This is a genomic window from Stenotrophomonas sp. SMYL8, from assembly GCF_036320065.1.
GTDB classification, from domain to species: Bacteria; Pseudomonadota; Gammaproteobacteria; order Xanthomonadales; family Xanthomonadaceae; genus Stenotrophomonas; species Stenotrophomonas maltophilia_A.
Map to the genome: position 1 here is coordinate 394,923 of NZ_JAWIRR010000001.1, position 25,104 is coordinate 420,026.

The following is a 25,104-nucleotide window of genomic DNA, read 5'->3' on the forward strand; positions in this document are numbered from 1 at the left end:
TGCTGCACCGTACGTCCCGCGCGCCCACCGCCCGCCGGGCAGGGCCCGGCGCTACCCGACTACCGCGCCCGGTAGCGCCGGGCCAGGCCCGGCGAGCGCAGCGGCATCAGCCGCGCGCAGCCCACCACACACGCAGCAGGGTGCGTACCGGCGTGGCTTCGATCGGCTTGCCTGCCGCCTGCGCGGCAACGCGTGCACGCGCCAGGCTGGACCACACGCGGCGCGGGCGCGGGCCGGGCACGCGGCTGCCCCAGCCCTTCAACAGATGCTGCGCCCAGCGCTGTGCGGCCGTGCTGGCATCACCGTCCAGCAGGCTGCGCGGCACACCGGCTACGCCGGCATCCTGCAGGCGCTGGGCCAGGGTCTGCAGCTGCACCGCACGACCGGCGCCAGTTCGCGGCTTGTCCGCGAACAGGGCTGCCTCCACCGCGGCCACGGCCTCTGCGTAGTTCGCCAGCGCGCGCTCGGCGCCGGCCACATCCAGCGCGACCGTGCGCGCTTCAACCAGATCCGGAAGTGCTTCGGCCAGCTGCGCCCACGGCGCACGCACCGGCTCCAGCAGGCGGCCCAGCGGGTGGCGCGAACGATGCGCGGCCCAGCTGCGCAGCTCCTCGCCCCACCATGCCAGCTTGGCGTCGGCCGGCAACGGGTCGCCGCTGGTGTTGAGCATGTCGTCGAATTCCTGCAGCAGCGCGAACCACGCCACCGCAAGCTCGCGTTGCGATTCGGCCACGAACGGGGCGGCCACCGACCATTCCGGCCAACGGCTGCGCCACTTGTCGAGGAAACTGTCCAGCGCGGTACTGCTCACTACGTGATTCCTTACGGCTGGGCCGGGGCTGCCGGCCGGGTCGGCCAGAGACTGGCCAGTTGCAGAAGTTCGGCGTTCTCGACCAGCACGTCGGCCTGCCAGGCCAGCGGATCGTCGCTGTGCAGGCGGTAGCCCCACAGCGCCGCCACCGACGGCATGGAGGCGGCACGTGCCGCGATGATGTCGCGCTCGTCGTCGCCCACGTACACGCAGTCTTCGGCGGCGATGCCGATGGCTTGTGCGGCGTGCAGCAGCGGCAGCGGATGCGGCTTGCGTTCGGCCAGGCTGTCACCACCCACCAGTACCGCACAGCGCTGCTGCCAGCCGTGCTGCGGCAGGATCAAGCGCGCCAGGTATTCAGGCTTGTTGGTGACAATGCCCCACACCGTACCGGCATCGTCCAACGCGGCGAGCATGCCGGCCACGCCATCGAACAGCACTGCGTGCTGGCCGATCAATGCTTCGTAGCGCTGCAGGAATTCCGGGATCAGCGCGTCACGTGCGGCTACGTCCAGTTCCGGGAACGCAGCCGAGACCATCGCCCGCGAGCCCTTCGACACCACCGGGCGCAGCGCGGCCGGATCGATGGGTGCGCGTCCACGCTCGGCCAGCATCGCGTCGCAGGTGGCGACGAAGTCCGGCGCGCTGTCCAGCAGGGTGCCGTCCAGATCGAACAGCACCGCGCACGGGAAGCGTGCCGCGGTCATGCCGGCTTGACCGCGTAGGCCAGGTAGTTGATGTCGGTACGGCTGCTCAGGCGGGCATGGTTGCGCCACGGCTCGTAGGCCATGCCGCTGACATCCACCAGCTGCATGTCGGCCTCGCGCAGCCAACGCGCCAGCTCGGCCGGCTTGATGAATTCCTGGTAGTGGTGGGTACCCTTGGGCAACAGCCGCGCCACATACTCGGCGCCGACGATCGCCACCGCGAAGGCGGCGGCGGTGCGGTTGATGGTCGACAGGAACAGGTGGCCGCCCGGCTTCAGCAGGCGCTTGCAGGCCTCGATGATCGCGCTCGGGTCGGGCACGTGCTCGAGCATTTCCATGCAGGTGACCACATCGAAGCTGCCCGGCTGCTCGGCGGCCAGATCTTCGGCAGCCTGCACCCGGTAATCGACCTTGGCGCCGCTTTCCAGCGCATGCAGGCGCGCGACCTTGACCAGTTCCGGGGCCAGGTCGATGGCGGTGACGTCAGCACCGGCCTGGGCCAGCGCTTCACTCAACAGGCCGCCACCACAACCGATGTCGAGCACGCGCGCACCGCGCAGCGGCACGCGATCGGCCACGTACTGCAGGCGCACCGGGTTCAGCGCATGCAGCGGCTTCTGCGGGCCGTCAGCGTCCCACCAGCGGTTGGCCAGCGCGGCGAACTTGTCCAGCTCGGCCTGATCGAAATTGGAGGAAGCGTGGGGGGCAGTCATGAGGGGTCCTTGCGGCGCCGGGGTTCAGGCGCGGATATGACGGATGCGCTCGCGCCACTGGCGCGCGTTGGCGATGATGCCCGGCAGGTCCATGCCGACCAGCTCGCGCTGTACCAGCTTCGGCTTGCCGGCAATCCAGACGTCGCTGACCTGCTGGCGGCCGGTGGCGTACACCAGCTGCGACAGGACGTTGTGCAGCGGCTGGGTTTCCAGCGCGGACAGGTCGACGCAGACCAGATCGGCCTGCTTGCCGACTTCGATGGAACCGATGCGGTCGCCGAAGCCCAGTGCGCGGGCGCCACCCAGGGTGGAGGCGCGCAGCGTGGTCGCCGCATCGAGCGCGGTCGCATCGTCGGCCACGGCCTTGGCCAGGATCGCCGCGGTGCGGTTCTCGCTGAACATGTCCAGGTCGTTGTTGCTGGCGCAGCCATCGGTGCCGATGGCCAGGTTCACGCCGGCGCGCTGCAGGGCGCAGGCCGGGCAGAAACCGGAGGCCAGCTTCAGGTTCGATTCCGGGCAGTGCACCACGCTGACGCCACGTTCGGCGCACAGGTGGATTTCCGCATCGGTCAGCTGGGTCATGTGCACCGCGATCAGGCGGTCGTTGACCAGGCCGAGCCGATCCAGCCGCGCCAGCGGGCGCTGGCCGTGCAGCTTGATCGAATCGTTGATCTCCTGCGCGGTCTCGTGGGTGTGCAGGTGCACCTGCATGTCGAGCTGGTCGGACAGCATCCGCACCCGCTCGAAGTTGGCATCGTTGACCGTGTAGGGCGCATGCGGCGCGAACGCGGTGCCGATCAGCGGATCGGTGCGCCACTGGTCATGCAGTTCACCGGCCTTGGCGAAGTACTCGTCATCGGTCTTGGCCCAGGCGGTGGGGAAATCGATGATGACCGCGCCGACCAGCGCGCGGAAACCATGCTTCTTGTAGACGGCGGCCTGCACATCGCCGAAGAAGTAGTTCTCGTTGGCGCAGGTGGTGCCGCCGCGCAGCATCTCGGCGATGGCCAGGGTGGTGCCGTCGGCGACGAATTCGGGGCCGATCACCGCCGCTTCCACCGGCCAGATGTGCTGCTGCAGCCAGGTCATCAGCGGCAGGTCGTCGGCGACGCCGCGCAGCAGGGTCATCGGGTTGTGCGTGTGCGCATTGACCAGGCCCGGCATCAGCGCCGCCTCGGGGCGGCTGACCACCTGGGTGGCGCGGAACCGTGCGCGCGCCTCGGCACACGGCAGGATGGCCACGATCTCGCTGCCACGCACGGCAACGGCATGGTCTTCCAGCACCACCGCATGCGGCTCGATCGGAACGACGTAACCGGCTTCGATGAGCAGGTCGCAGGCTTCGGGGAGGTGCGGGCTATCGCTCATGCGGGCTCACTGGCTGTGGGGCGAGATACTTCTGGGGGACACGCCCCTGAGTAAGGGGCTGCCGCGAAGCGGCGGGGTCTGGAGACTCGTGAAGCGGGGCCCATGATCTGCCGAAGCAGATCATGGGAGCGCCAGCGCGAATGCGATGGCGCGTACCCGGCCAGCGGCCGGCACTACCGTAATCCGGCTGCGCCGGATTACTTGACGCGTGCGGAGTATTCGCCCGAACGGGTGTCGACGCGGATCACTTCGTCCTGGTTCACGAACAGCGGCACGCGGACCACGGCGCCGGTTTCCAGGGTGGCCGGCTTGCCGCCGCCGCCCGAGGTGTCGCCACGGACGCCCGGATCGGTTTCGGTGATCTTCAGTTCAACGAAGTTCGGCGGCTGCACGAAGATCGGCTCACCGTTCCACAGGGTGACCACGCAGGACTCTTCGCCCTTCAGCCACTTCTCGGCGCCGCCCATGCCGGCCTTGGTGGCCTGGACCTGCTCGAAGGATTCCGGGTCCATGAAGTGCCAGTACTCGCCGTCGCTGTACATGAAGTTCATGTCGGTATCGACGACGTCGGCTGCATCCAGCGAGTCGGTCGACTTCATGGTGACTTCCTGGGTACGGCCGTCCTTGATCAGGCGGTACTTCACGCGGGTGAAGGCCTGGCCCTTGCCCGGCTTGACGTATTCGGTGTCGATGATGACGGCCGGTTGGTTGTTGACCAGGATCTTCATCCCGTTCTTGACGTCGTTCATGCCGTAGCTGGCCATGCGTAAACTCCTGAGTGGCAAAAACGCCGCGGGTGCGGCGAGCCGTTAGAATGGAAAGCCCACCGGATGCCGGTGGGCGACTGTTTTTCTGCCCCCATGATAACCGCAGGCCCCCTCTCCATGCAGCTTTCCGCCTTCCCACGGCCCCAGTCGCCAGGTGCGCCCGCGCGCTGGCAGCAGCTCTGGCGCCAGGCGCTGCGCGACCCGCACGCCCTGCTGGCCCGGCTGCAGCTGGACCCGGCCGCGCTGGGTGTCTCGGAAGCGGCCATGGCCCAGTTCGCGCTGCGCGTGCCCGAGGGCTTCGTGGCGCGCATGCGCGTGGGCGATGCGGCCGACCCGCTGCTGCGCCAGGTGCTGCCGATCGACGAGGAAATGCACCCGGCGCCCGGGTTCAGCTTCGATGCGGTGGGCGATGGCGCCGCCAAGAAGGCCACCGGCGTCATCCAGAAGTACCGTGGCCGCGCCCTGCTGGTCGCCACCGGCAGCTGCGCGATCAACTGCCGCTACTGTTTCCGCCGCCACTTCGACTATGGCGCGGAGAACGCCGCCAAGGGGGGATGGCAGGAGGCCGTAGCCGCCATCGCCGCCGACCCGGACATCGACGAGGTGATCCTGTCCGGCGGTGACCCGCTGTCGCTGGCCACGCACAAGCTGGTGGAACTGACCGACGCCCTGCGCCAGATACCGCACATCCGCCGCCTGCGCATCCATACCCGGTTGCCGATCGTGCTGCCGGAGCGCGTGGACGAGGAGCTGGTCTCCTGGCTGGGCAGCCTGCCCTGGCCGCTGGCGATCGTGGTCCATGCCAATCACGCCAATGAATTCGACGCCAGCGTGGACGCAGCGATGGCCCGCCTGCGCGGCACCGGCGCCCAGCTGCTGAACCAGGCGGTGTTGCTGCGCGGGGTCAACGACAGCGTGCAGGCCCTGCAGGACCTGAGCGAGCGCAGCTTTGCTGCTGGCGTGCTGCCCTATTACCTGCACCAGCTGGACCGGGTCGAGGGCGTGGCCCACTTCGAAGTGGACGACACCCAGGCCAAGGCGCTGATTGCCGGCCTGACCGCGCGCCTGTCCGGCTATCTGATCCCGAAGCTGGTGCGCGAACTGCCCGGCGACCCGAGCAAGCGCCCGCTGTAACAAAAAAGGGGACGGAGGGAATTAAGTCGCTTATGCATTTGCGACTTAATTCCCTCCGTCCCCTTTTTGGGGGTCAGACGCCCGATTCGATCATCCGCACCACTTCGGTGGCGGTCACCGGGTGGCTCAACCAGTAGCCCTGGCCAAGATCGCAGCCGCGCTGCGCCAGCAGCTCGAACTGTGCCTGCTGCTCGATGCCCTCGGCCACCACGGTGATGCCCAGCGCGTGGGCCATGGCGATGATCGCCGTGGTCAGCGCAAGGTCGTCGGGATCGCGCTGCATGTCGGCAACGAAGCTCTTGTCGATCTTCACGCCGTCCACGGGCACCTGGCGCAGATGACTGAGCCCGGAGAAGCCCGTACCGAAATCGTCCAGCCACACCTTCACGCCGGTGCGGTGCAGCTTGTCCAGCAGCTGCGCGGCGACCATCTCGTCGCCGATCACGGCGGTTTCGGTCAGCTCCAGGTGCAGGCGCGACGCCGGCAGCCCGGACTCATGCAGGCACTGCGCGACCAGTGCCGGCAGTTCGCCGCCACGCAGCTGCCGCGGTGACACGTTGACCGACACGAACAGCTCATCGCCCGCTGCCCCGCGCGGCCACTGCGAGGCCTCCATGCAGGCCGCACGCAGCACCTTCGGGCCAATGATCTCGATCAGGCCACTCTGCTCGGCCACCTCGATGAACACCGAGGGCGGGATCGTGCCCAGGGTCGGATGCTGCCAGCGCAGCAGTACTTCAACGCCGACCATGCGGCGGTCGCGCATGCGGAAGATCGGCTGGTAGGCCAGGCGCAGCTCACCGCGCTCCCAGGCGCCGCGCAGCTCCTGTTCCATATGCACGCGACGCTCGACCGCATGGTCCATCGCCCGGCTGTAATAGCGATAGCAGTTCTTGCCGGCCATCTTCGCCTGGTACATGGCGATGTCGCCGTTCTTCAGCAGCGTGGTCGCATCAGCAGCATCGTCGGGGAACAGGGTCACGCCGATCGAGGTGCCCAGGAACAGTTCCCTGCCCTGCACCACCAGCGGCTTGCCCAGCTCGCGCACCAGCACTTCGGCCAGCAGCCGCGCGTTGGCGGCAACATCACCATCGCCGACCAGGATCACGAACTCGTCGCCGCCGAAGCGGGCCAGCAGGGCTTCATCGCCCCCGGCCTCGGTGACCGCGCGGCCGATACGCTGGGCGAACTGCAGCAATGCCTCATCGCCGGCCTCGTGGCCAAGGGTGTCATTGACCCGCTTGAAGTCGTCGATATCGGCGAACAGCAGCCCCAACCGGTGATTGGCGGCACGGGCAGCCATCAACCGATGATCAAGCGCCTCGCGGAATGCCAGCCGGTTGGTCAGCCCGGTCAGCGCGTCGGTATAGGCCATGCGCCGCACTTCGCGGTCATGGCGGGCGATCGCATCGCGCATCCGGGCGAAACCGCGGACCAGTTCGCCGACCTCGTCGTCGCGGGTGTTCTCGGCCAGGGGCGTCTGGTAGTCACCGGCCTCGATGCGGCGGGCGGCGACGGCCAGATCACGGATCGGCGCGACCAGGGTGCGCTGCACGTACAGGATCACCACCACGCCGATCACCACCAGCAGGCCCAGCATCAGCAGCAGCCAGCCCAGGTGACGGCTGCCAACCTGCTGCAGGCGCTCGCCCAGGGTGGCGTTGGCCGCCTGCTCGCGCTGCTGCACCTCATCCAGCGCCATGCCGACCCGGACGCCGCCAATGCGCTGGTTGCCGATCATGATCGGCATGGTGTTGTCGAGCACCTTCGGCGATTCCTGCACGACCAGCATCTGCGCGGCCGCGGCCTTGGGTGCCAGTGGATCGGCCATCGGCTGACCGAATCCGGACACCTCGACCGAGCCATCGTGTACCAGCCGGCCGCGTTCATCGAACACCAGTACATAGCGCACCACGGGCTGGCGCGCGGTACTGCGCACCAGTACGCCCACCTGATCCAGGTCACGGTAGTACAACGGGTTGGCCAGCGCGTCGGACAGCTCACGCGCCATCGCCTCGCCGCGACTGCGCACGCTGCGGTCGAACAATTCATGGATGACGCCGCCGCTGAGGTTGCGCACCTCGCCCTGCATCGCGGCCTGCCGCCCCAACAACACCGCAAGGATCGCGATCACCACGACCATCGCCCCGCCCATCGCGAGCAGGAACCGGGCCTGCATCCCCGAGCCAAGCCACTTCATTCCACTTCCATCCGCACGCGCGTCAATCCTTGTTTCAATTCATCCAACCGCTGCTGCGCATGCGCATCGACGCGGTGGAACCCGGAAGTGCCAAAAAACCGATGCAGCGCCCCCTGTGCCTGCGGGTCGCTGGCTGCCTGCAGCAGCACTTCCTGCAGGCGATCGCGCACGCGTGGATCAAGGTCGGCGCGGACCATCTCCACCGCACGCGGGTAGGGCTCGGTGCGCAGCAGCTCGCGGAAGTCGCGCCGGAACGCTGCCGGCATCCGCCGCTCGTCGTTCCAGTCCACGCTGCTCACCGCCCCCACGTCAACCACCCCCTTGTGCACGAACGTCGCGATGTTCAGCTCGCTGCGTGCAAATACGTAACCCACACTGTCCCGGCCCGGCATGTCCCATGCACCGGCCAGGATCTGGGGCGACAGGCCCTCCTGCAGCAACGTCATCACCGGCACCAGATAGGCACTGGTGGACGCCGTGTTCTGCAGGGCCAGGCGATGGCCCCGCAGATCCTGCACGCGCTGGATCGGGCTGTCGCGGCGCACGAAGAACACCGTCTGGTAATCACGCACGCCGTTGCGCTCGGTCAGCAGCAGTGGACGGGCGCCACTGCGCTGGCCCAGCGCCACCGCCGTACCGGAGGTTTCCGTGACCCAGTCGACCCTGCCTCGCCGCAGATAGCTGGCCATCTGCTGCGGGTCGCGTGCCATCAGGATCCTCCCCTCCTTGATGCCAACGTCGTGCATGCGCGCCACCACGTAGTCCAGCAATGGTTGCAGCTGCTCGTAATGGGCCTTGGGATCATCGCTGATCCGGCCCAGCACCAGCACCGGGTCCGGTGCTGCACGCACCGTCCCGGCCAGCAGGACCATGGCCAGGCTCAGCAGTCCCCCCTGCATTGCCTTTCGCAGACCCGACACAGGCTTCATCCCCCCCTGGGTATCCGGACAGACTACCCGAAAAAATGAGAACGTCGTCAGCTGTCCTTGCCGCCTGCCTGGGCCAGTCGCGCCATGCGCTGGGTGTCGGCGAGGATGCCGCGCAGCAGGCGCACTTCCTGCTCGCTCGGCTCACTGCGCAGGAACAGGCGGCGCAGCTTGCGCATCGCCGATTCCGGGGCGCGGCCCTTGTGGAAATCGATCTCGTCCAGCGTGTCGCCAAGCTGGGCGAAGAAGCTCTCCATCTGCTCGTGGCTGGCCGCCTGTTCGCGGAAGCCAGGCTCGGCATCGGTGGCCGGCTGCGCGCCCAGCAGCTGCATGCGCGTTTCATAGGCCAGCACCTGCACGGCGGCAGCCAGGTTGAGCGAGCTGAACTCCGGGTCGGACGGGATGTGCACCGCTGCATGGCAGAGCTGCAGTTCCTCGTTGGTCAGGCCGGTGCGCTCACGGCCGAACACCAGCGCCACCTCGGCGCCCTCGCCGGCCTTGACCACCGCGCGGGCAGCGGCATCGGCGGGCAGGTACTCCTCCAGCTGGACGCGGCGTGCACGGGCGGTGCAGCCCAGTACCAGGCGGCAATCGGCCACCGCCTCGGCCAGGTTGGCCACCACCGGGGCATCCCCCAGCACGTCTTCGGCACCGGCCGAGCGGCGGAAGGCCTCCTCGTCCAGTGGCTTTTCGGGGGCAACCAGCACCAGGCGGGCCAGGCCCATGGTCTTCAGGGCGCGGGCGGCGGCGCCCATGTTGCCGGGGTGCTGGGTACCGACCAGGACGAATCGGAGGCGGGTGGCGGCAGGAAACTGGGACATGAACAGGGAAAAGGTCGAGCTGGACGATGACCAATGGTAAACTGTGCGGCCGGCCACTGCGCCGGACCCGCTCTTTTCCCCCGCCAGTCCATCTCTTCTGCCTTTCCGGGAGCCCACGCCATGCAGAAACCCGCCGTAACCGTCATGGTCAAGGCCGCCCGCCTCGCCGGCAACGTCCTGTTGCGCAACATCAACAAGCTCGAGGCACTGAACGTGGTGCAGAAGGGCCGGATGGACTACGCCAGCGAAGTGGATGCGGACGCGGAAAAGGTCATCGTCAAGGAACTCAAGCGCGCTTACCCGGACTACGGCATCTTCGGCGAAGAAGGTGGCGTGCAGGGCGAGCGCCGCCAGATGTGGGTCATCGACCCGCTGGACGGCACCAGCAATTACCTGCGCGGCGTGCCGCACTACTGCGTGTCGATCGCCCTGGTCGAGAATGGCGAGCCGACCGATGCGGTCATCTTCGACCCGCTGCGCAATGAACTGTTCACCGCCAGCCGTGGCGCCGGCGCCGTGCTGAACGACCGCCGCATCCGCGTGGCCGACCGCAAGGATCTGGAAGGCACGATGATCCACACCGGCTTCGCCCCGCGCGAACGCAGCCGCGCCAGCGCGCAGCTGAAGTCGGTCGACACCCTGCTGGTCCAGGCCGAGGACATCCGCCGCACCGGTTCGGCCGCGCTGGACCTGGCCTACGTGGCCTGTGGCCGCGCTGATGCCTACTTCGAAGCCGGCGTGAAGGCATGGGACATCGCTGCCGGCCTGCTGCTGGTCCGCGAGGCGGGCGGCAAGGTCTGCGACTTCAAGGGCGCGACCCTGGGCCGCATGGACAACCGTGGCCCGGAGACCCACCAGATCGTGGCCGGCAACCTGAAGGTGGCCGAGTCGCTGCAGAAGGTGCTGGTGAACACCGGCTACGCCGCCGAGTTCGACGCGAAGTTCTGAGGTTTCGCGTAAAGCGGTTCATGGAGACGGCACCTGCGAAGGTGCCGTTTTCGTTTGCGCGCACGGAGATTCGTTTCCGCGACCGCGGAGAGGTGTCACTTTCTTTGCTCGTGCAAAGAAAGTAACCAAAGAAACACGCCGCCGGGGCGCGAGCCGATGCTGCGCATCGGTACCCTGCGCTCCTCGGTCCGTCGAGGGGCGGTGCGGGAACTCGCTGCGCTCAGACACCCGCACCTCTTCGCCCTCGCCGGACCTGCGGTGCTCGGCTCGCTCAAGGCGGACCCAAGGTCAAATGCCACAGCCGCACCCGATTGATCCACGCCATGCGTGGATGCTGTTGCCGTTGATCTTGACCTTCCAGTCCGCCTTGAGCGAGCCGAGCATCGCAGGGCAATCAGGGGCGAAGAGGCGCCGGTGTTTGAGCGCAGCGAGTTCGGCGCCGTCCCCTGATTCGCCGAGAAGCGCAGGGTACCGGCGCGTAGCGACGGCTCGCGCCCTGGCGGCGTGTTTCTTTGGTTACTTTCTTTGCACGAGCAAAGAAAGTGACACCTCTCCGCAGGCGCGGAAACGATCCGCCGGGCACGACCCGGCATCCGCAATGCATCCCGCAAACAAAAACGCCCGGCGCGAGGCCAGGCGTTCCTGCGCTACCGTGGAAGTACGGAGGCTTACGCCACCGTCGACGCCCGCAGCGCGGCGATGCGCTCTTCCAGCGGCGGGTGGCTCATGAACAGCTTCTTCGCGGTCGAACCGGCAATACCGAACGCCGCGATCTGGGTCGGCAGCGTGCTCTGGCCGTGGTTGAGCTGCAGGCGCTCCAGCGCGGCGATCATTTTCTGGCGGCCGGCCAACGAGGCACCACCGGCGTCGGCGCGGAACTCGCGGTGGCGCGAGAACCACATCGAGATCATGGTCGCGAACAGGCCGAACACCATCTCCAGCACGAACACGATGATGTAGTAGGCGAAGCCACGACCGCCACCTTCGCGGTTGCCCGACAGTGCGCTGTCGATGATGCCGCCGACCACGCGGGCCAGCACGATCACGAAGGTGTTCAGCACACCCTGCAGCAGCGCCATGGTGATCATGTCACCGTTGGCGACGTGGGCGATCTCGTGGCCCAGCACTGCTTCGGCCTCGTCTTCGCTCATGTTGTGCAGCAGACCAGTGGACACCGCCACCAGCGCGTTGTTGCGGTTGGCACCGGTGGCGAAGGCATTGATCTCCGGACCTTCATACACGGCCACTTCGGGCATGCCGATGCCGGCCGCCTTGGCCTGGCGCTCGACGGTAGCCAGCAGCCAGCGCTCGGTCTGGTTGCGCGGCTCGGTGATGACCACCGCACCGGTGGAGCGCTTGGCCATCCACTTGGACAGCAGCAGCGAGATGAAGGAGCCACCGAAACCGAAGATACCGGCCATGATCAGCAGGCCGCTCATCGAGCGCGAGTCCACGCCCAGGAGGGACATCACGATGCTGGCCAGGATCAGCACCGCAAGGTTGGTCGCTAGATAGAGGGCAATACGGGTGAACATGGGAAATTCCGGCTCGGAAGGGGTCGATATCGATCAATTTGCGGTGCGGTCAGCTTGAATTCAAGCGCCAACCTGACCGACGATTCAGCCAGCATGACCTCCCCCATTCCCTGCGGCCGCTTCGCCCCTTCGCCAACCGGCCTGCTCCACCCCGGATCCCTGCTCGCCGCCTTCGGCAGCTGGTTGCTCGCCCGCCACCACGGCGGCCTGTGGCGGCTGCGCGTCGAAGACGTCGACCCGCCGCGCACCGTGCCCGGTGCAGCGGATGCGCAACTCCAGGCACTGTCGGCGTTCGGCCTGGCCCACGATGGCCCGGTGCTCTGGCAGAGCACGCGCGGCGAGGCCTACCAGGCTGCGCTGGAAGTACTGCTCGCCAGCGACCAGGCCTTTGTCTGCCACTGCAGCCGCAGCGAACTGGCCGCCAGTGGCGGCATCCATCATCGCTGCGTCGCACGGCAACCACGACCGGACCCTGCCGTCCGCTTCCGCGTGCCAGCGGGCAGCATCGTGCGCTTCGAAGATGGCCTGCGCGGCCCGCAGCAGCAGGACGTGCATGCCGAGGTCGGTGACTTCGTGCTGCGCCGTGCGGACGGCTGCTGGGCCTACCAGCTGGCGGTGGTGGTCGATGACGCCGCGCAGGGGGTGACCGAAGTGGTGCGCGGTGCCGACCTGCTCGACTCCACGGCACGGCAGATCCTGCTGCAGCAGGCATTGGGCCTGGCGGTGCCGCGCTACTGGCACCTGCCGCTGCTGCTGGATGCGCCGGGCCACAAACTGTCCAAGTCACTGGCGGCGCTGCCGGTGGACAGCGCACGCCCGCTGCCGGTGCTTCGCCAGCTCTGGCAGCTGCTCGGCCAAGCCCCTGAGGCGCTGGCGCAGGCACGCGATCTGGACGCGCTGCTGGCCGCCGCTCGACAGGCCTTCGACCCGGCGCGGCTGCCGCGTGCCGACATCCTGTTGCCAGCCGGCGCACTTTCCGCGCCGATGTTGCAGAATCCCCCTTCCCCCACCTGATACCCGGACAGCATTCCATGACATCTCGCGTCGCACTGGTCACCGGCGGAACCGGCGGCATCGGTACCGCCATCTGCCAACGCCTGGCCGACCAGGGCCACCGGGTCGCCACCAACTACCGCGACGAGGCCAAGGCCCGCGCCTGGCAGCAGGCGATGACCGAACGCGGCTACAGCGTGTCGATCTTCCCGGGCGATGTCTCCGATCCGGACAGCGCCGAAGCGCTGGTGCGCGCCGTCGAGGCCGAACTGGGTCCGGTCGAGATCCTGGTCAACAACGCCGGCATCACCCGCGATACCACCTTCCACCGCATGCGCGCGGACCAGTGGCACGATGTGATCAACACCAATCTCAATTCGGTGTTCAACGTCACCCGTCCGGTCATCGAGGGCATGCGCCGCCGCGGCTGGGGCCGGGTCATCCAGATCAGCTCGATCAACGGCCTGAAGGGCCAGTACGGCCAGGCCAACTACGCGGCGGCCAAGGCCGGCATGCACGGCTTCACCATCTCGCTGGCCCGCGAGAACGCCGGCTTCGGCATCACCGTCAACACCATCTCGCCCGGCTACGTCGCTACCGACATGGTGATGGCGGTGCCGGAGGAGGTGCGTGCCAAGATCATCGCCGACATCCCCACCGGACGCCTCGGCAAGCCGGAGGAAATCGCGTACGGCGTCTCGTTCCTGGTCGCCGACGAAGCCTCGTGGATCACCGGTAGCAACCTGGACATCAACGGCGGCCACCATATGGGTTGGTAAGCCGCGCAGCGGGCCCTCGCGGCGAACGCCGCCGGCCCCTGCCGATGGTCATGCTGCGCAACACGCAAACCCTTGTTGCGCAACATGATCGCCGCCGAAAGCCAAGCCTGGCGGGGGCTGAGGCGGTTGCAACGGCTGCTGCACTGCGCCATGCTGCGCGTCTACTGTGACGAGTACCGCTTCATGGCTGCGACCCGCATCATCAAGAAGTATCCGAACCGCCGTCTCTACGACACCGAGATCTCCAGCTACATCACCATCGAGGACGTGCGCCAGCTGATCCTGGACGGTGAAGACTTCGAAGTCCGCGACGCCAAGAGCGGCGACGACCTCACGCGATCGGTCCTGCTGCAGATCATCGCCGACCAGGAACAGGACGGCGAACCAATGCTGTCCACCCAGCTGCTGAGCCAGCTGATCCGCTTCTACGGCGACTCCCTGCAGGGCTTCATGGGCAACTACCTGGAGCGCAGCATGCAGGTCTTCCTCGACCAGCAGCAGCAGTTCCGCCAGCAGATGGGCAACCTGCTGGGGCAGACCCCGTGGGCGATGATGAACCAGCTGACCGAGCGCAACCTGGAGCTGTGGCAGGAATTCCAGCGCAACATGGGCACCGGCTTCGGTGGCCCGCGTCCGGGCGGCACCGGAACCGGAACCGGCGCAGGTACCGGCAACAAGCCGAACGAACCGGGCACCGGCACCGGCACCGGCGGCAAGACCCGCCGCTGAGCTGCTGCAACAGCTGATACGAAAACGGCGCGCCACTGGCGCGCCGTTTTGTTTGGCATCGCGCCAACCGTATGTCAGCGTTTCGCCTTGCACCCCGTGCATACGCGCTCGACCTTGTAGCCCTTCGCCTTCAGCTTCTCGACCATGCCATCACTGCCCAGCAGGTGCAGCGTGCCGACCACCACCAGCGTACCGCCCTGCCCGGCCTGCAGGTACGGCAGCAGTTTCGGCACCCAGGCGTCATTGCGGCCGGTGTTGATGCGCTGATACAGCTGCGGATACTGCTGGCGCATTTCCGCCGCCATCCGGGTCCACAGCACGCGCTCGTCACCGCGGCGCCAGGCGTCGTGCAGCTGGCGTGCCTGCTCGTCGGCCTTGCCGGCCTGGTCCAGCGCTTCGGCCAGCATCTGACGCTGTTCCTGCAGCGTCATTCCGTCGAGCATGCCGATCTGGGTGTCGATGTCTTCCAGTCCCGCAGTCTTGCGCCCGGTCTTCTGCGCACGCTCCATGAAGTGACGGTCCAGGCCCAGTGCCGGGTCCAGGCCCAGCTTCTGCATCTGCCCGACCGAAATGCTCAGGCCGACAAACCACGGCTTCATCCCCTGCATCTGCGCCAGCGGCAGCTTGTTTTCGGTGGCGAACACCTGCAGCTTCTGCCAGGTCGCAGCATCCAGATCGCGCTTGAGCTCGCTGCCATCGGTGCGCACCGCCGCCTGCACCATGCGGCTGGCCAACTGTGGTGACTGCATGTCTTCCGGCGACAGTTCGAACACGACCCGCTGCGAGGCTTCGAACGCCTGTTCGACATCGGACGACAACGGGTAGTCCTGCGGCTTCAGCAGGTGGAAGGAACCGAGCAGGTAGAGGCGCGAATCGCCCGGGCCGGTCACTTTCCACAGCAACGGCACCGGCGGCTTGGCCGCCGCTGCGCCAGCGGTATCGGCTTGCACGGTACGCGCTGCAACCAGCGGTGCCAGCGCACAGGCCGCCAACAGAACGGTGGCACGCAACAGGGATCTGATCGGCATATCAGCCTTCTCCTTCAGGCAGGTGGTAGGCCTTCTCGCCCGCTTCCACGCGCAGGTCCAACCGGTTTTCCGGCGGCGCCAACGGGCAGGTCGCGTAGGCGGTGAACGCACACGGTGGGTTGTAGGCATGGTTGAAATCGATGCGCACGGTGCCATCGGCAGCGGGGGCATCGGTATCCAGATAGCGACCGGCCGGATAGCTGCCACGGCCACTGGTGCGATCGGCAAAGATCAGGAACAGCGGCTGCCCCGGCGCACCGATCGCCTCCAGCCGCCAGCTGCGGCCATCGCGCTGGAACTCGACCGCGCCGGCATTGGGCATTTCGGTGGTCAGGCCGGTGATGTCGACGATGGGCAGGGTCTTGCCCGGCGGGTGCGCGATGAAGCGCGCCTGCACCTGCCAGTCCGGGCCGCCCGGCCAGTACTCCAGCCCACCGAAATCGCGACGTGCCGACGCATCGGCGTGCTTGACCCGCAGCGCATCGCGCGGACCGCGGCGGATGATGCTGAGCTGGCCTTTGCCGCCATCGAACGCCAGCAGCGTCGGCTGCGGATCCTTGTCGGTGTCGATGCGGATGCGGCCGCGCACCGGCTGGCCATCATGGCTGACATCCACGCCGGCTTCGGGCGTGAACCACCATTGGCTGCCTTCACGGCGCAGCAGGCCCAGCTTGTCCGGCCCAACCGCCAGGCGGATGCCATTGGTCGCGCCGCTGCCGACGAAGTGGGATTTGTTCTGCAGCCAGTGCAGGCCGACCAGCGCGGTCCAGCCATCGGGCCGGGTCAGGTCCTGATAGCGTGCCACCCGCCACTGCTGCTGCTCGGCGGCATAGGACGGATCCTCCGCGGCCGAGGCTGGTGCCGGGGGCGTCGCCGGGCTGCAGGCGGCCAACACCAAAGCGGCCAGCAGGCCGCCCATTCCCCGATAACGCATCGATGCTCCCCTCAACGTCCGCGCAGGAACCAGCGGTCGATCTCCGCCAGCGAAAAACGGGCCCAGGTCGGCCGGCCGTGGTTGCACTGGCCGGACCGCTCGGTGATTTCCATGTCGCGCAGCAGCGCGTTCATTTCCGGCACGGTCAGGCGCCGGTTGGCGCGCACCGCGCCATGGCAGGCCATGGTCGACAGCAGTTCATCGCGTGCACTGGCCACGCGCCGGCTCTGACCGTGTTCGCGCAGGTCGGTCAGCACGTCGCGCAGCAGGCCTTCCGGTTCGGCATGCGCCAGCAGCGCCGGAATGCTGCGCACGTGCAGCGCACCGGGACCGGCACGGGTCACTTCGAAGCCCAGTGCGGCCAGGGTTTCACTTTCATTCTCGGCGGTGTCGGCTTCGCGCTCGCCCACTGCGAGCGTGATCGGCACCAGCAGCGGCTGCGACTGCAGGCCGATGCCATCGTGCGCGTTCTTCAGCCGCTCGTAACCGATGCGTTCGTGTGCCGCATGCATGTCGACCACGATCAGGCCTTCGGCGTTCTCGGCCAGGATGTAGATGCCATGCAGCTGCGCGATCGCGTAGCCCAGCGGTGGCACGCCAGCGTCGGCACTGGTGACCGGCAGCCCGTTCTCGGTCGGCATCGGCGGCAGCGCAGCACCGCGTTCGGCGCCGGCCGGTGCGGCATACAGCGCGGCATAAGCCGCCGGTGCATCGGCCACCTGCAATCCCAGCGGTTGCTGCGGGCGCCAACCCGAGAATCCACCACCGCCACCACTCGAACCGGCACCCGGTGCGGCACCGCGTACCAGACCGAAACCGGAGGCACCCGCACTGGAGAGCATCGGTGCCGCGCCTGCATCCACCGGATGCGCGGAGCCGGCGCCGATGTCCTGCACCGACATGCCGGCGCGGGTATCGGCCAGCGCATCCTTCAGCGTGCGGTAGACAAAATCATGCACCAGCCGCGAGTCGCGGAAGCGCACCTCGTGCTTGGCCGGGTGCACGTTGACGTCGACGCGGGTCGGGTCAAGCTCCAGGAACAGCACGTAGGCCGGTTGGCGGCCGTGATACAGCACATCGCCATAGGCCATCTTCACCGCATGGGCGACGCTGCGGTCGCGCACCGAGCGGCCGTTGACGTACAGGTACTGCTGGTCGGCGCTGGCGCGCGAATAATGCGGCTGCGCGATCCAGCCGTGCAGCCGCAGGCCGGCGCCGCTGTGATCCACGCGCACGGCCTGGTTGGCGAAATCCTCGCCCAGCGTTTCGGCCAATCGCGCATCGGAATACAGATCGCCCGGCTTGTAGCGACGCGAGGCCTTGCCGTTGTGCGAGACGCGCAGTTCGACATCCGGCCGCGCCAGCGCCAGCGAACGCAGCCATTCTTCGATATGGCCCAGCTCGGTGCGCTCGGCGCGCAGGAACTTGCGCCGCGCCGGTACGTTGTAGAACAGCTCGCGCACTTCCACCGTGGTGCCCGGCGCATGCGCGCGCGGCGTCACTTCGCCGATCTTGCCGCCTTCGATCTGCAGCGCCGAACCATGTTCGTCATGTGCGCGACGCGAGGACAGGGTGAAGCGGCTGACCGAGGCGATCGACGGCAGCGCTTCACCCCGGAAACCGAGCGTGGCCACCGATTCAAGATCGTCCAGATCGGCAATCTTGCTGGTGGCGTGGCGCGACACCGCCAGCGGCAACTGTTCCGGCGCGATGCCACTACCGTTGTCGCGGATGCGGATCAGGCGGACACCGCCCTCTTCAAGATCGATATCAACGCGGCTGGCGCCGGCATCGATCGCGTTCTCGACCAGCTCCTTGACCACCGACGCGGGACGTTCGACCACTTCGCCAGCGGCGATCTGGTTGATGAGGATCTCCGGCAACGGCCGGATCGGGCGCGGATGGGTAGCAGACGTCATGCGGGGATGATAACGGAGCGGCCGAGGGTAGAGTCGAGCCATGCTCGACTGACGGGCTACCGGGAAGGCCCAGTCGAGCGCGGCTCGGCTCTACAGAAAGCAGTAACCCGCCTTCGGCGGGTTACTTGCTGCCGCCGGCCATGGTGCCGGCTGCGTCGATCTCGGCCTGGGCGCGGGCCGCGTACAGCGTGCCCGGGGGCGGCTGGCGGCTGAAGAAGGTGTGCACGCCATCCAGCACCGCGCCAGCGATCTTGCGCTGGTAGGCCGGGTCGATCAGGCGGCGCTCTTCATCCGGATTGGAGATGAACGCGGTTTCCACCAGCATCGCCGGCATGTCCGAAGTACGCAGCACCGCGAAGTTGGCGCGCTCGATGTTCGGCTTGTGGTTGTTGCCGATCCGCTTCAGGCCGCCCAGCACATGGCCGGCCGCGTCCTCGGACGCCTTCATGTAGCCGCTCTGGGCCAGATCCAGCAGCACGTTGGCGAGCGTGCCTTCGGTCTGCTGCAGGCGCACGCCACCGACCAGGTCGGCCGCGTTTTCCTTGTCCGCCAGCCAGCGGGCGCGCTGCGAAGAGGCTCCCTTGGTCGACAGCACGTACACCGACGAGCCCGTGGCCGAACGGTTTTCCGCCGCGTCGGCATGAATCGAAATGAAGATGTCGGCCTTGTTCGCACGCGCCTTCTGCGCGCGCATCGGCAGCGGAATGAACACGTCGCTGTCGCGGGTCAGGTAGGCCTTCAGGCCCGGCGTCGCGTTGACCTGACGGGCCAGCTCACGCGCTACGGCCAGGGTCACATCCTTCTCGCGCTTGCCGGTCGGGCCGATCGCACCGGGGTCCTGGCCGCCGTGGCCTGGATCGATGGCCACCACCAGGTGGCGCATGCCAGCCTGCATGCGGATGCGCGAGGCATCGCTGGGCATGGCCGGACGCGGTGGCACCACCGTGGTCGGAACCGGTGCAGGCGCTGTGGCCGGCGGCGTGGTTACCACGGCGGCGGTACGCTGGCCGGCAAGGATCGCAGCCGGCGATGCGGACGGCGTGCTGCTGGCAGCCGTGCCCGCTGCCGCGACCTGGGCCGGTGCAGTGGACGGGGCCGGGGTCGGAGTAGCCGGTGTGGCAGCGGCGGCGCTGGCCTGCTGCTGTACCTGCGCGGTCAACAGCGCGGTGGCGCGCGCGGCGTCGTTGCGCGACTGCGCGCTCTCGGCCGGCGTCGGTGCGGGCGTGTTGACCGGTGCCTGCGGCGGCACGGTCGGCGTCGCCGCCGGACGGCTGGCGGCCACGGCCGGGCCATCGCCCGGCCATTCGATCACCAGCTTGGATTCATTGCCTTCGCGCTGCATCTGTGGGCGGAACGGCGCCACCGATTCAGCGAGGTCGAAAACGACACGGAAGGTCCCCGGCACCGGCTGTCCGGTACGCACCGCCGTGACCACGCCCTGCGCGGCCGGCATTTTCAGGTTGCGTATGGCGCTGGAGTCCGGGAAATCGACCACCAGGCGGTTCGGTCCGGCCAGCGACAAGGTCTTGTAACCGCCGCTGCCGACCAGCGAGATCTCGGCACGGGTGCCGGTGGCGCCGGTATTCAGCAGGACCTGACGGACTTCACCGGCCCACGCACTGACGCTCGCCAGACTCAGTCCGACGGCGGCACAGATGGCAATGAGACGGTTCCCCGGGCGCATGGCTCAGGATTCAATCACCGCGCTGAACGGAATGCAACACCTTTTTCCTTAATAATCCGTAACCTGCCGGTGTTTGTTCTCGTCAGCCGACAGAAATGGCCTGCAAGTCGCCCCCTTGGGGGAGCCGTTCCAGCCATTCATGTCCGACGTCGCTGGCTCCAGTGAGACGGACCCGACGCCCCTGCCCCTCGATCTCCAGCGCCACCACCAGGTCGGTCGGCGGCAGCGCGCCAGCGCCGCGTTCCGGCCATTCCACCAGCCACAACACCGCGCTGCCCTCGTCCAGTCCGAGAAAATCGAGCTCGCCGGCCTGGCCGATCCGGTACAGATCCAGATGCCAGGCCTCGCCACCGCTGGCCAGCGGATAGCGCTCGACCAGGGTGTAGGTCGGGCTGCGGATCGCCCCCTGCACGCCCAGTGCGCGCAGCAGTGCGCGGGCGGTGGTGGATTTGCCGGCGCCCAGGTCGCCGCGCAGTTCGACCAGCGCCTGCGGCGGTCGGGTGGCGGCCAGCCACTGCCCGAGCAGTTCAGTGGCATCGCTGTCGGCAAGGAAGAAATCGATCATCGGGAAAGTTCCGGGTTGGCCAGTCGCCGCAGCGGCGACAGCAGATCAGTTGGAAGCAGGCCGCGCGCGCCGTCGGCGGCAGCGACGTCGCCGGCAAGCGCATGCAGCAGCGCACCAGCGGCAGCGGCATCGAAGGCGGCCAGGCCTTGCCCACGCAGGCTGGCGATGATGCCTGTCAGCAGGTCTCCCATGCCACCCACGGCCATGCCGGGATTGCCAGCCGCGATCAGTCGTGGCCGTTGCCCCGGCGCTGCGACGATACTGCCGGCGCCCTTCAGCACCACCACCGCGTGGAAGCGCCCGGCGAGCGTCTGCGCACAGGCAAAGCGATCGGCCTGGACGTCAGCGGTCCTGCAACCGAGCAGGCGCGCGGCCTCGCCCGGATGAGGCGTAAGGATGGCGTCGGGCAGCGCGCGCGGATCCTGCGCCAGCAGGTTCAGTGCATCGGCATCGATCACCAGCGGCTTGCCACACAACAGCACCCGCGCTAACAGTGCGCGTGCCCACTCGTCCTGGCCCAATCCAGGCCCGATCGCCACCACCTTGGCTTTGTCCAGAAGTGCCGGCAGCGCATCACCATCTTCCAGCGCATGGGTCATCGCCTCTGGCAGGCGCGCCAGCAACGGGCCGACGTGATCGCGACGGGTGCCCAGGCTCAGCAGCCCCGCACCCGCTCGCAACGCAGCTTCGGCCGCCATCGCGACGGCACCGCCGCTGCCATGGTTGCCGCCGACGCACAGCACGTGCCCGGATTCGCCCTTGTGGGTATTGGTGCGGCGCGGCGGCAGCAGGGCTGGCAGGCGCACCTGCGTCCAGAGCTGCGCAGCGGGTGACACGCCCTGCCATGCGGCCGCGGGTAGCTGCAGCGGCGCCAGCGCCTTCCGCCCGCAATGGTCCAGCGCATCGCCGGTGTACAGCCCGCGATGCGGCACGATGAACTGCACGGTCAGCGTCGCCCTCACCGCCTCGCCCGGTACGGCGCCGCGGTCGGCATCCACGCCACTGGGGACGTCCAGCGCCAGAACCGGTGCCGCCTGCGCGTTGAGCGCGGCAATCAGCGTCCGCGCCACGCCCTCCGGCACGCGATCGAAGCCCAGCCCGAACAGGGCATCGACCCAGATATCGGCCTCGGGAAGCGCGCCGTCGAAATCGGTGAGGGTGCCGCCGTCGGATGTGAATTCCGATGCTGCACGCTGTGCCAGCGCGGTTGACGGTGGCTTCCCCGGCAAGGCGATCACCGTCACCTCACGTCCGGCCTGCAGCGCATGGCGAGCCAGCACATGGCCGTCGCCGCCGTTGTTGCCCGCACCAACCACCACGCCGATCCGCTGCTCCTGCGGCCAATGCTGCAGCAGGCACTGCCAGGCGGCCTGGCCGGCCTGTGCCATCAGGCCCCAACCGCCCTCGGCGGCCAGCGCCGAGGCCTGCGCATCAAGCGCACGCGCGGCAGCGGAATCGAACAGATCGGCAAGGTTGGCCATGCGGGGATTTTATACTGGTGCACATGTCCCCCGTCCCCGCCCCTGTCGATCCGGCCCAGGCCGTGCAGCGCATCCGCGAACTCGCCCGTGCGCATGGCTTCCAGCGCTGTGGCATCGCCGGCATCGAGCTGGGCGAGGATGAAGCGCACCTGGCCGACTGGCTGGGCCAGGGCCTGTACGGCACGATGGACTGGATGGCGCGCCACGGCACCCTGCGCGCGCGCCCGGCCGAACTGCTGCCCGGCACCGTGCGGGTGATCTCGGTGGGCATGGACTACAGCCACAAGGACGACACCGAAGCTTGGGCAACCCTGGCCGACCCGGGCCGCGCCTACGTGGCCCGTTACGCTTTGGGTCGCGACTACCACAAGCTGATGCGTAACCGCCTGCAGAAGCTGGCCACGCAGATCAACGATGAAGTGGCACCGCTGGGCTACCGCGTATTCGTCGATTCCGCCCCCGTGCTGGAACGCGCACTGGCGCGCAATGCCGGCCTGGGCTGGATCGGCAAGCACACCTGCCTGATCGACCGCCATGGCGGCTCCTGGTTCTTCATCGGCGAGATCTACATCGATATCCCGCTGCCGATCGATGCAGCGGCCACAGCACACTGCGGTACCTGCACGCGCTGCATCGATGTCTGCCCGACCCAGGCCATCACCGGCCCGCAGCGGCTGGACGCGCGGCGCTGTATCTCCTACCTGACCATCGAGCACGACGGCGCCATTCCCGAAGAGATGCGGCCGTTGATCGGCAACCGCATCTACGGCTGTGATGACTGCCAGCTGGTCTGCCCCTGGAACAAGTTCGCCAAGCGTACCGACGAAGCCGACTTCCGCGCGCGCAACAACCTCGATACCGCGCGGCTGGACCAGCTGTTCGCCTGGGATGAAGCCGAGTTCCTGCGCCGCACCGAAGGCAGCCCGATCCGGCGCAGCGGCCACGAGCGCTGGCTGCGCAACATCGCCGTGGCCCTGGGCAATGCACCGCCCTCGGCCGAAGCGCTCGCCGCATTGCACACCCGCATCGATGATCCCTCGCCGCTGGTGCGTGAACACGTGCAGTGGGCGCTGGGCCAGCACACGGTGCGCTGACGTGCGATCCTGAGCCCCCGTTCCGCCCGCAGCACGCCGTTCCCATGCAGCCACGCAACAACGACATCCTCACCCCCAGCCAGCTCAACACCCTGGCCCGCGACCTGCTGGAAGGCAGCTTCCCGGCGATCTGGGTCGAGGCCGAACTGGGCAGCGTGGCGCGCCCTGCCTCCGGGCACCTGTATTTCACCCTGAAGGACGCACGTGCGCAGCTGCGCGCAGCAATGTTCCGGATGAAGGCGCAGTACCTGAAGTTCGTGCCGCGCGAAGGCATGCGCGTGCTGGTGCGCGGCAAGGTGACCCTGTACGACGCCCGTGGCGAGTACCAGATGGTGCTGGACCACATGGAAGAAGCCGGCGAAGGCGCGCTGCGCCGCGCCTTCGAGGAGCTGAAGGCACGCCTGGAGGCCGAGGGCCTGTTCGACCCGGCACGCAAGCGGCCGCTGCCGGCGCACGTGCAGCGCCTGGCAGTGATCACCTCGCCCACCGGTGCCGCCGTGCGCGACGTGCTGAGCGTGCTCGGCCGCCGCTTCCCGCTGCTGGAAGTGGACCTGCTGCCGACCCTGGTCCAGGGCAGCAGCGCCGCCGCGCAGATCACCCGCCTGCTGCAGGCGGCCGATGCCAGTGGCCGCTACGACGTGATCCTGCTGACCCGCGGTGGCGGCTCGCTGGAAGACCTGTGGGCCTTCAACGATGAAGCCCTGGCCCGAGCGATCGCCGCCAGCCGCACCCCGGTGGTGTCGGCGGTGGGACACGAAACTGACTTCAGCCTCAGCGATTTTGCCGCCGACCTGCGCGCACCGACGCCGTCGGTGGCGGCCGAGCTGCTGGTACCCGACCAGCGCGAACTGGCCCTGCGCCTGCGCCGCACGGCGGCGCGCATGGTGCAGCTGCAACGGCATGCAATGCAGCAGGCGATGCAGCGCGCCGATCGTGCCCTGCTGCGCCTGAACGCACAGAGCCCGCAGGCGCGGCTGGACCTGCTGCGCCGCCGCCAGCTCGATCTGGGCCGGCGCCTGCATGCCGCGTTCAACCAGCAGCAGGAACGCCGTGCCGCACGCCTGCGCCATGCGGCGGCGGTGCTGCGCGGGCACCATCCGCAACGCCAGCTCGACGCGATGCAGCGCCGCCTGGCAGCCCTGCGCGGGCGCCCGCAGATTGCGATGCAGCGTCTTCTGGAACGCAATGCACTGCGCCTGCGCGGGCTGGCGCGTTCGCTGGAAGCGGTCAGCCCGCTGGCGACCGTGGCGCGTGGCTACAGCATCCTGACCCGCAGCGATGATGGTGCCTTGGTGCGGCACGTCGACCAGGTGCAGCCGGGTGACGCCCTGCAGGCCCGCGTTGGCGACGGCGTGATCGAGGTGCAGGTCAAGTAAAGGGGTGTTCGGCAGGGCTGCGCCCTGCACCTGCAGAAGCGTTCAAGCAACAGCAACAGCCGAAGCAACAGCCAAAGCTGGTATTCCGTGGGATGGCGGGGCGGTGTGGCTGTGCAGGACACGCCGTAAACCCATCCATGGGGGCTCGATGGCGCCATCCATGGCGCCAACGGTCCCGCACAACCACACCGCCCCGCCTCTGACAGATTCCGGAGGCTGTTGGTAGTTGTCGACCTTGGTCGACACGGTAGATCCACGCATGCGTGGATGAATCTCCATCGGAATCGAATATTTCGATATCGGAACGATTTGAGCCGAGCATGGCTCGGCTCTACAGAAGAGCGAACAGATTGCGAGAATCTGTCGAAGGCGGGGTGGGTCCGGTTGCGGGGGCGTAAGCCGCATGGGCCCGAGGCATGCCTCGGGCGGGTTGGGCACGACGCCCAACCCCGGTCTTGCCGTGTGCGCAGGACTGCGCACACGAGCAAGCGGCGACCGAGCTTACATGGGTGAGGGCGCTTTGCTTGCGAAGCACTGCTTCGCAAGCGCCCGAACGCACAGCCGCCAGCGGCTGGGCCGGGCCCCGGAGGGG

22 protein-coding genes are annotated in these 25,104 nt (G+C 68.0%); 7 read left to right on the forward strand and 15 right to left on the reverse strand.

Features of this window, described 5'->3' with window-relative positions:
- Positions 1 to 106 precede the first annotated feature (106 nt).
- The 5 genes from V3B25_RS01965 to efp form a co-directional block, all read right to left on the reverse strand.
- Complete coding sequence (locus tag V3B25_RS01965) at positions 107 to 811, reverse strand: squalene/phytoene synthase family protein (RefSeq protein ID WP_201116869.1); 705 nt, start codon at positions 809 to 811, stop codon at positions 107 to 109.
- Between the two features lie 11 nt (positions 812 to 822).
- Complete coding sequence (locus V3B25_RS01970) at positions 823 to 1,518, reverse strand: phosphoglycolate phosphatase (RefSeq protein WP_154264052.1); 696 nt, start codon at positions 1,516 to 1,518, stop codon at positions 823 to 825.
- Positions 1,515 to 2,231, reverse strand: coding sequence for a bifunctional 2-polyprenyl-6-hydroxyphenol methylase/3-demethylubiquinol 3-O-methyltransferase UbiG (gene ubiG / locus V3B25_RS01975; protein ID WP_154264053.1), 717 nt, complete (start codon positions 2,229 to 2,231; stop codon positions 1,515 to 1,517). The genes V3B25_RS01970 and ubiG overlap by 4 nt, the downstream gene beginning before the upstream one ends.
- Positions 2,232 to 2,255: 24 nt before the next feature.
- Positions 2,256 to 3,599 carry a TRZ/ATZ family hydrolase gene (locus V3B25_RS01980; protein ID WP_049423924.1) on the reverse strand — a complete coding sequence of 448 codons (1,344 nt, stop codon included), beginning with the start codon at positions 3,597 to 3,599 and terminating at the stop codon, positions 2,256 to 2,258.
- 197 nt (positions 3,600 to 3,796) lie between these two features.
- Entirely contained in the window at positions 3,797 to 4,363 is a 567-nt protein-coding gene (gene efp, locus V3B25_RS01985; RefSeq protein WP_005410381.1) for an elongation factor P, read from the reverse strand.
- Positions 4,364 to 4,459: 96 nt separating this feature from the next.
- Between efp and epmB the strand changes: the two genes are divergently transcribed.
- On the forward strand, positions 4,460 to 5,500 hold the full coding sequence (epmB, locus tag V3B25_RS01990) for an EF-P beta-lysylation protein EpmB (RefSeq protein WP_201116873.1): 1,041 nt from the start codon (positions 4,460 to 4,462) through the stop codon (positions 5,498 to 5,500).
- Positions 5,501 to 5,573: 73 nt separating this feature from the next.
- Here the strand turns inward: epmB and V3B25_RS01995 are convergent, their stop codons facing one another.
- From V3B25_RS01995 to V3B25_RS02005, 3 genes are all read right to left on the reverse strand, one after another.
- On the reverse strand, positions 5,574 to 7,700 hold the full coding sequence (locus tag V3B25_RS01995) for an EAL domain-containing protein (RefSeq protein ID WP_049423917.1): 2,127 nt from the start codon (positions 7,698 to 7,700) through the stop codon (positions 5,574 to 5,576).
- Positions 7,697 to 8,572, reverse strand: coding sequence for a phosphate/phosphite/phosphonate ABC transporter substrate-binding protein (locus V3B25_RS02000; RefSeq protein WP_227200124.1), 876 nt, complete (start codon positions 8,570 to 8,572; stop codon positions 7,697 to 7,699). The genes V3B25_RS01995 and V3B25_RS02000 overlap by 4 nt, the downstream gene beginning before the upstream one ends.
- 104 nt (positions 8,573 to 8,676) lie before the next feature.
- Positions 8,677 to 9,447, reverse strand: a complete 771-nt coding sequence (locus V3B25_RS02005) for an RNA methyltransferase (RefSeq protein ID WP_329809915.1) — start codon at positions 9,445 to 9,447, stop codon at positions 8,677 to 8,679.
- Between the two features lie 120 nt (positions 9,448 to 9,567).
- Between V3B25_RS02005 and V3B25_RS02010 the strand changes: the two genes are divergently transcribed.
- The gene (locus V3B25_RS02010; protein WP_005410386.1) at positions 9,568 to 10,395 is read left to right on the forward strand and encodes an inositol monophosphatase family protein; all 828 of its coding nucleotides are present in this window, start codon (positions 9,568 to 9,570) and stop codon (positions 10,393 to 10,395) included.
- Between the two features lie 668 nt (positions 10,396 to 11,063).
- Here V3B25_RS02010 and htpX read toward each other — a convergent pair.
- Positions 11,064 to 11,930, reverse strand: coding sequence for a protease HtpX (gene htpX, locus V3B25_RS02015; RefSeq protein ID WP_329809916.1), 867 nt, complete (start codon positions 11,928 to 11,930; stop codon positions 11,064 to 11,066).
- Positions 11,931 to 12,023: 93 nt separating this feature from the next.
- On the opposite strand from htpX, the gene gluQRS reads away from it, so the two are divergent.
- The 3 genes from gluQRS to phaR all read left to right on the forward strand — a co-directional run bounded on the left by gluQRS (position 12,024) and on the right by phaR (position 14,431).
- Positions 12,024 to 12,944, forward strand: coding sequence for a tRNA glutamyl-Q(34) synthetase GluQRS (gene gluQRS / locus V3B25_RS02020; RefSeq protein ID WP_049423912.1), 921 nt, complete (start codon positions 12,024 to 12,026; stop codon positions 12,942 to 12,944).
- Positions 12,945 to 12,961: 17 nt separating this feature from the next.
- Positions 12,962 to 13,702 carry an acetoacetyl-CoA reductase gene (gene phbB, locus V3B25_RS02025; protein WP_049423910.1) on the forward strand — a complete coding sequence of 247 codons (741 nt, stop codon included), beginning with the start codon at positions 12,962 to 12,964 and terminating at the stop codon, positions 13,700 to 13,702.
- Between the two features lie 183 nt (positions 13,703 to 13,885).
- Positions 13,886 to 14,431, forward strand: coding sequence for a polyhydroxyalkanoate synthesis repressor PhaR (phaR, locus tag V3B25_RS02030; RefSeq protein ID WP_049424035.1), 546 nt, complete (start codon positions 13,886 to 13,888; stop codon positions 14,429 to 14,431).
- Between the two features lie 74 nt (positions 14,432 to 14,505).
- Here phaR and V3B25_RS02035 read toward each other — a convergent pair whose 3' ends face one another.
- From V3B25_RS02035 to V3B25_RS02060, 6 genes are all read right to left on the reverse strand, one after another.
- Positions 14,506 to 15,459 (reverse strand): TraB/GumN family protein, encoded by a 954-nt coding sequence (locus V3B25_RS02035; RefSeq protein ID WP_154264057.1) that lies wholly within the window; start codon positions 15,457 to 15,459, stop codon positions 14,506 to 14,508.
- Between the two features lies 1 nt (position 15,460).
- Complete coding sequence (locus V3B25_RS02040) at positions 15,461 to 16,393, reverse strand: DUF1684 domain-containing protein (RefSeq protein ID WP_154264058.1); 933 nt, start codon at positions 16,391 to 16,393, stop codon at positions 15,461 to 15,463.
- A gap of 11 nt (positions 16,394 to 16,404) precedes the next feature.
- Positions 16,405 to 18,312: a DNA mismatch repair endonuclease MutL gene (mutL, locus tag V3B25_RS02045; RefSeq protein WP_121505054.1), complete on the reverse strand. Its 1,908-nt coding sequence runs from the start codon at positions 18,310 to 18,312 to the stop codon at positions 16,405 to 16,407.
- A 121-nt stretch (positions 18,313 to 18,433) separates the two neighbouring features.
- Positions 18,434 to 19,996, reverse strand: a complete 1,563-nt coding sequence (locus V3B25_RS02050) for an N-acetylmuramoyl-L-alanine amidase (RefSeq protein ID WP_329809917.1) — start codon at positions 19,994 to 19,996, stop codon at positions 18,434 to 18,436.
- Positions 19,997 to 20,078: 82 nt separating this feature from the next.
- Positions 20,079 to 20,561 (reverse strand): tRNA (adenosine(37)-N6)-threonylcarbamoyltransferase complex ATPase subunit type 1 TsaE, encoded by a 483-nt coding sequence (tsaE, locus tag V3B25_RS02055; RefSeq protein WP_032130506.1) that lies wholly within the window; start codon positions 20,559 to 20,561, stop codon positions 20,079 to 20,081.
- Positions 20,558 to 22,042 carry an NAD(P)H-hydrate dehydratase gene (locus tag V3B25_RS02060; protein ID WP_329809918.1) on the reverse strand — a complete coding sequence of 495 codons (1,485 nt, stop codon included), beginning with the start codon at positions 22,040 to 22,042 and terminating at the stop codon, positions 20,558 to 20,560. Before V3B25_RS02060 ends, tsaE begins: the two co-directional genes overlap by 4 nt.
- 23 nt (positions 22,043 to 22,065) lie before the next feature.
- On the opposite strand from V3B25_RS02060, the gene queG reads away from it, so the two are divergent.
- Together queG and xseA are read left to right on the forward strand one after the other, a co-directional pair.
- Positions 22,066 to 23,136 (forward strand): tRNA epoxyqueuosine(34) reductase QueG, encoded by a 1,071-nt coding sequence (queG, locus tag V3B25_RS02065; RefSeq protein ID WP_329809919.1) that lies wholly within the window; start codon positions 22,066 to 22,068, stop codon positions 23,134 to 23,136.
- Between the two features lie 44 nt (positions 23,137 to 23,180).
- Complete coding sequence (xseA, locus tag V3B25_RS02070) at positions 23,181 to 24,512, forward strand: exodeoxyribonuclease VII large subunit (protein WP_329809920.1); 1,332 nt, start codon at positions 23,181 to 23,183, stop codon at positions 24,510 to 24,512.
- The last annotated feature ends 592 nt before the right edge of the window (positions 24,513 to 25,104 follow it).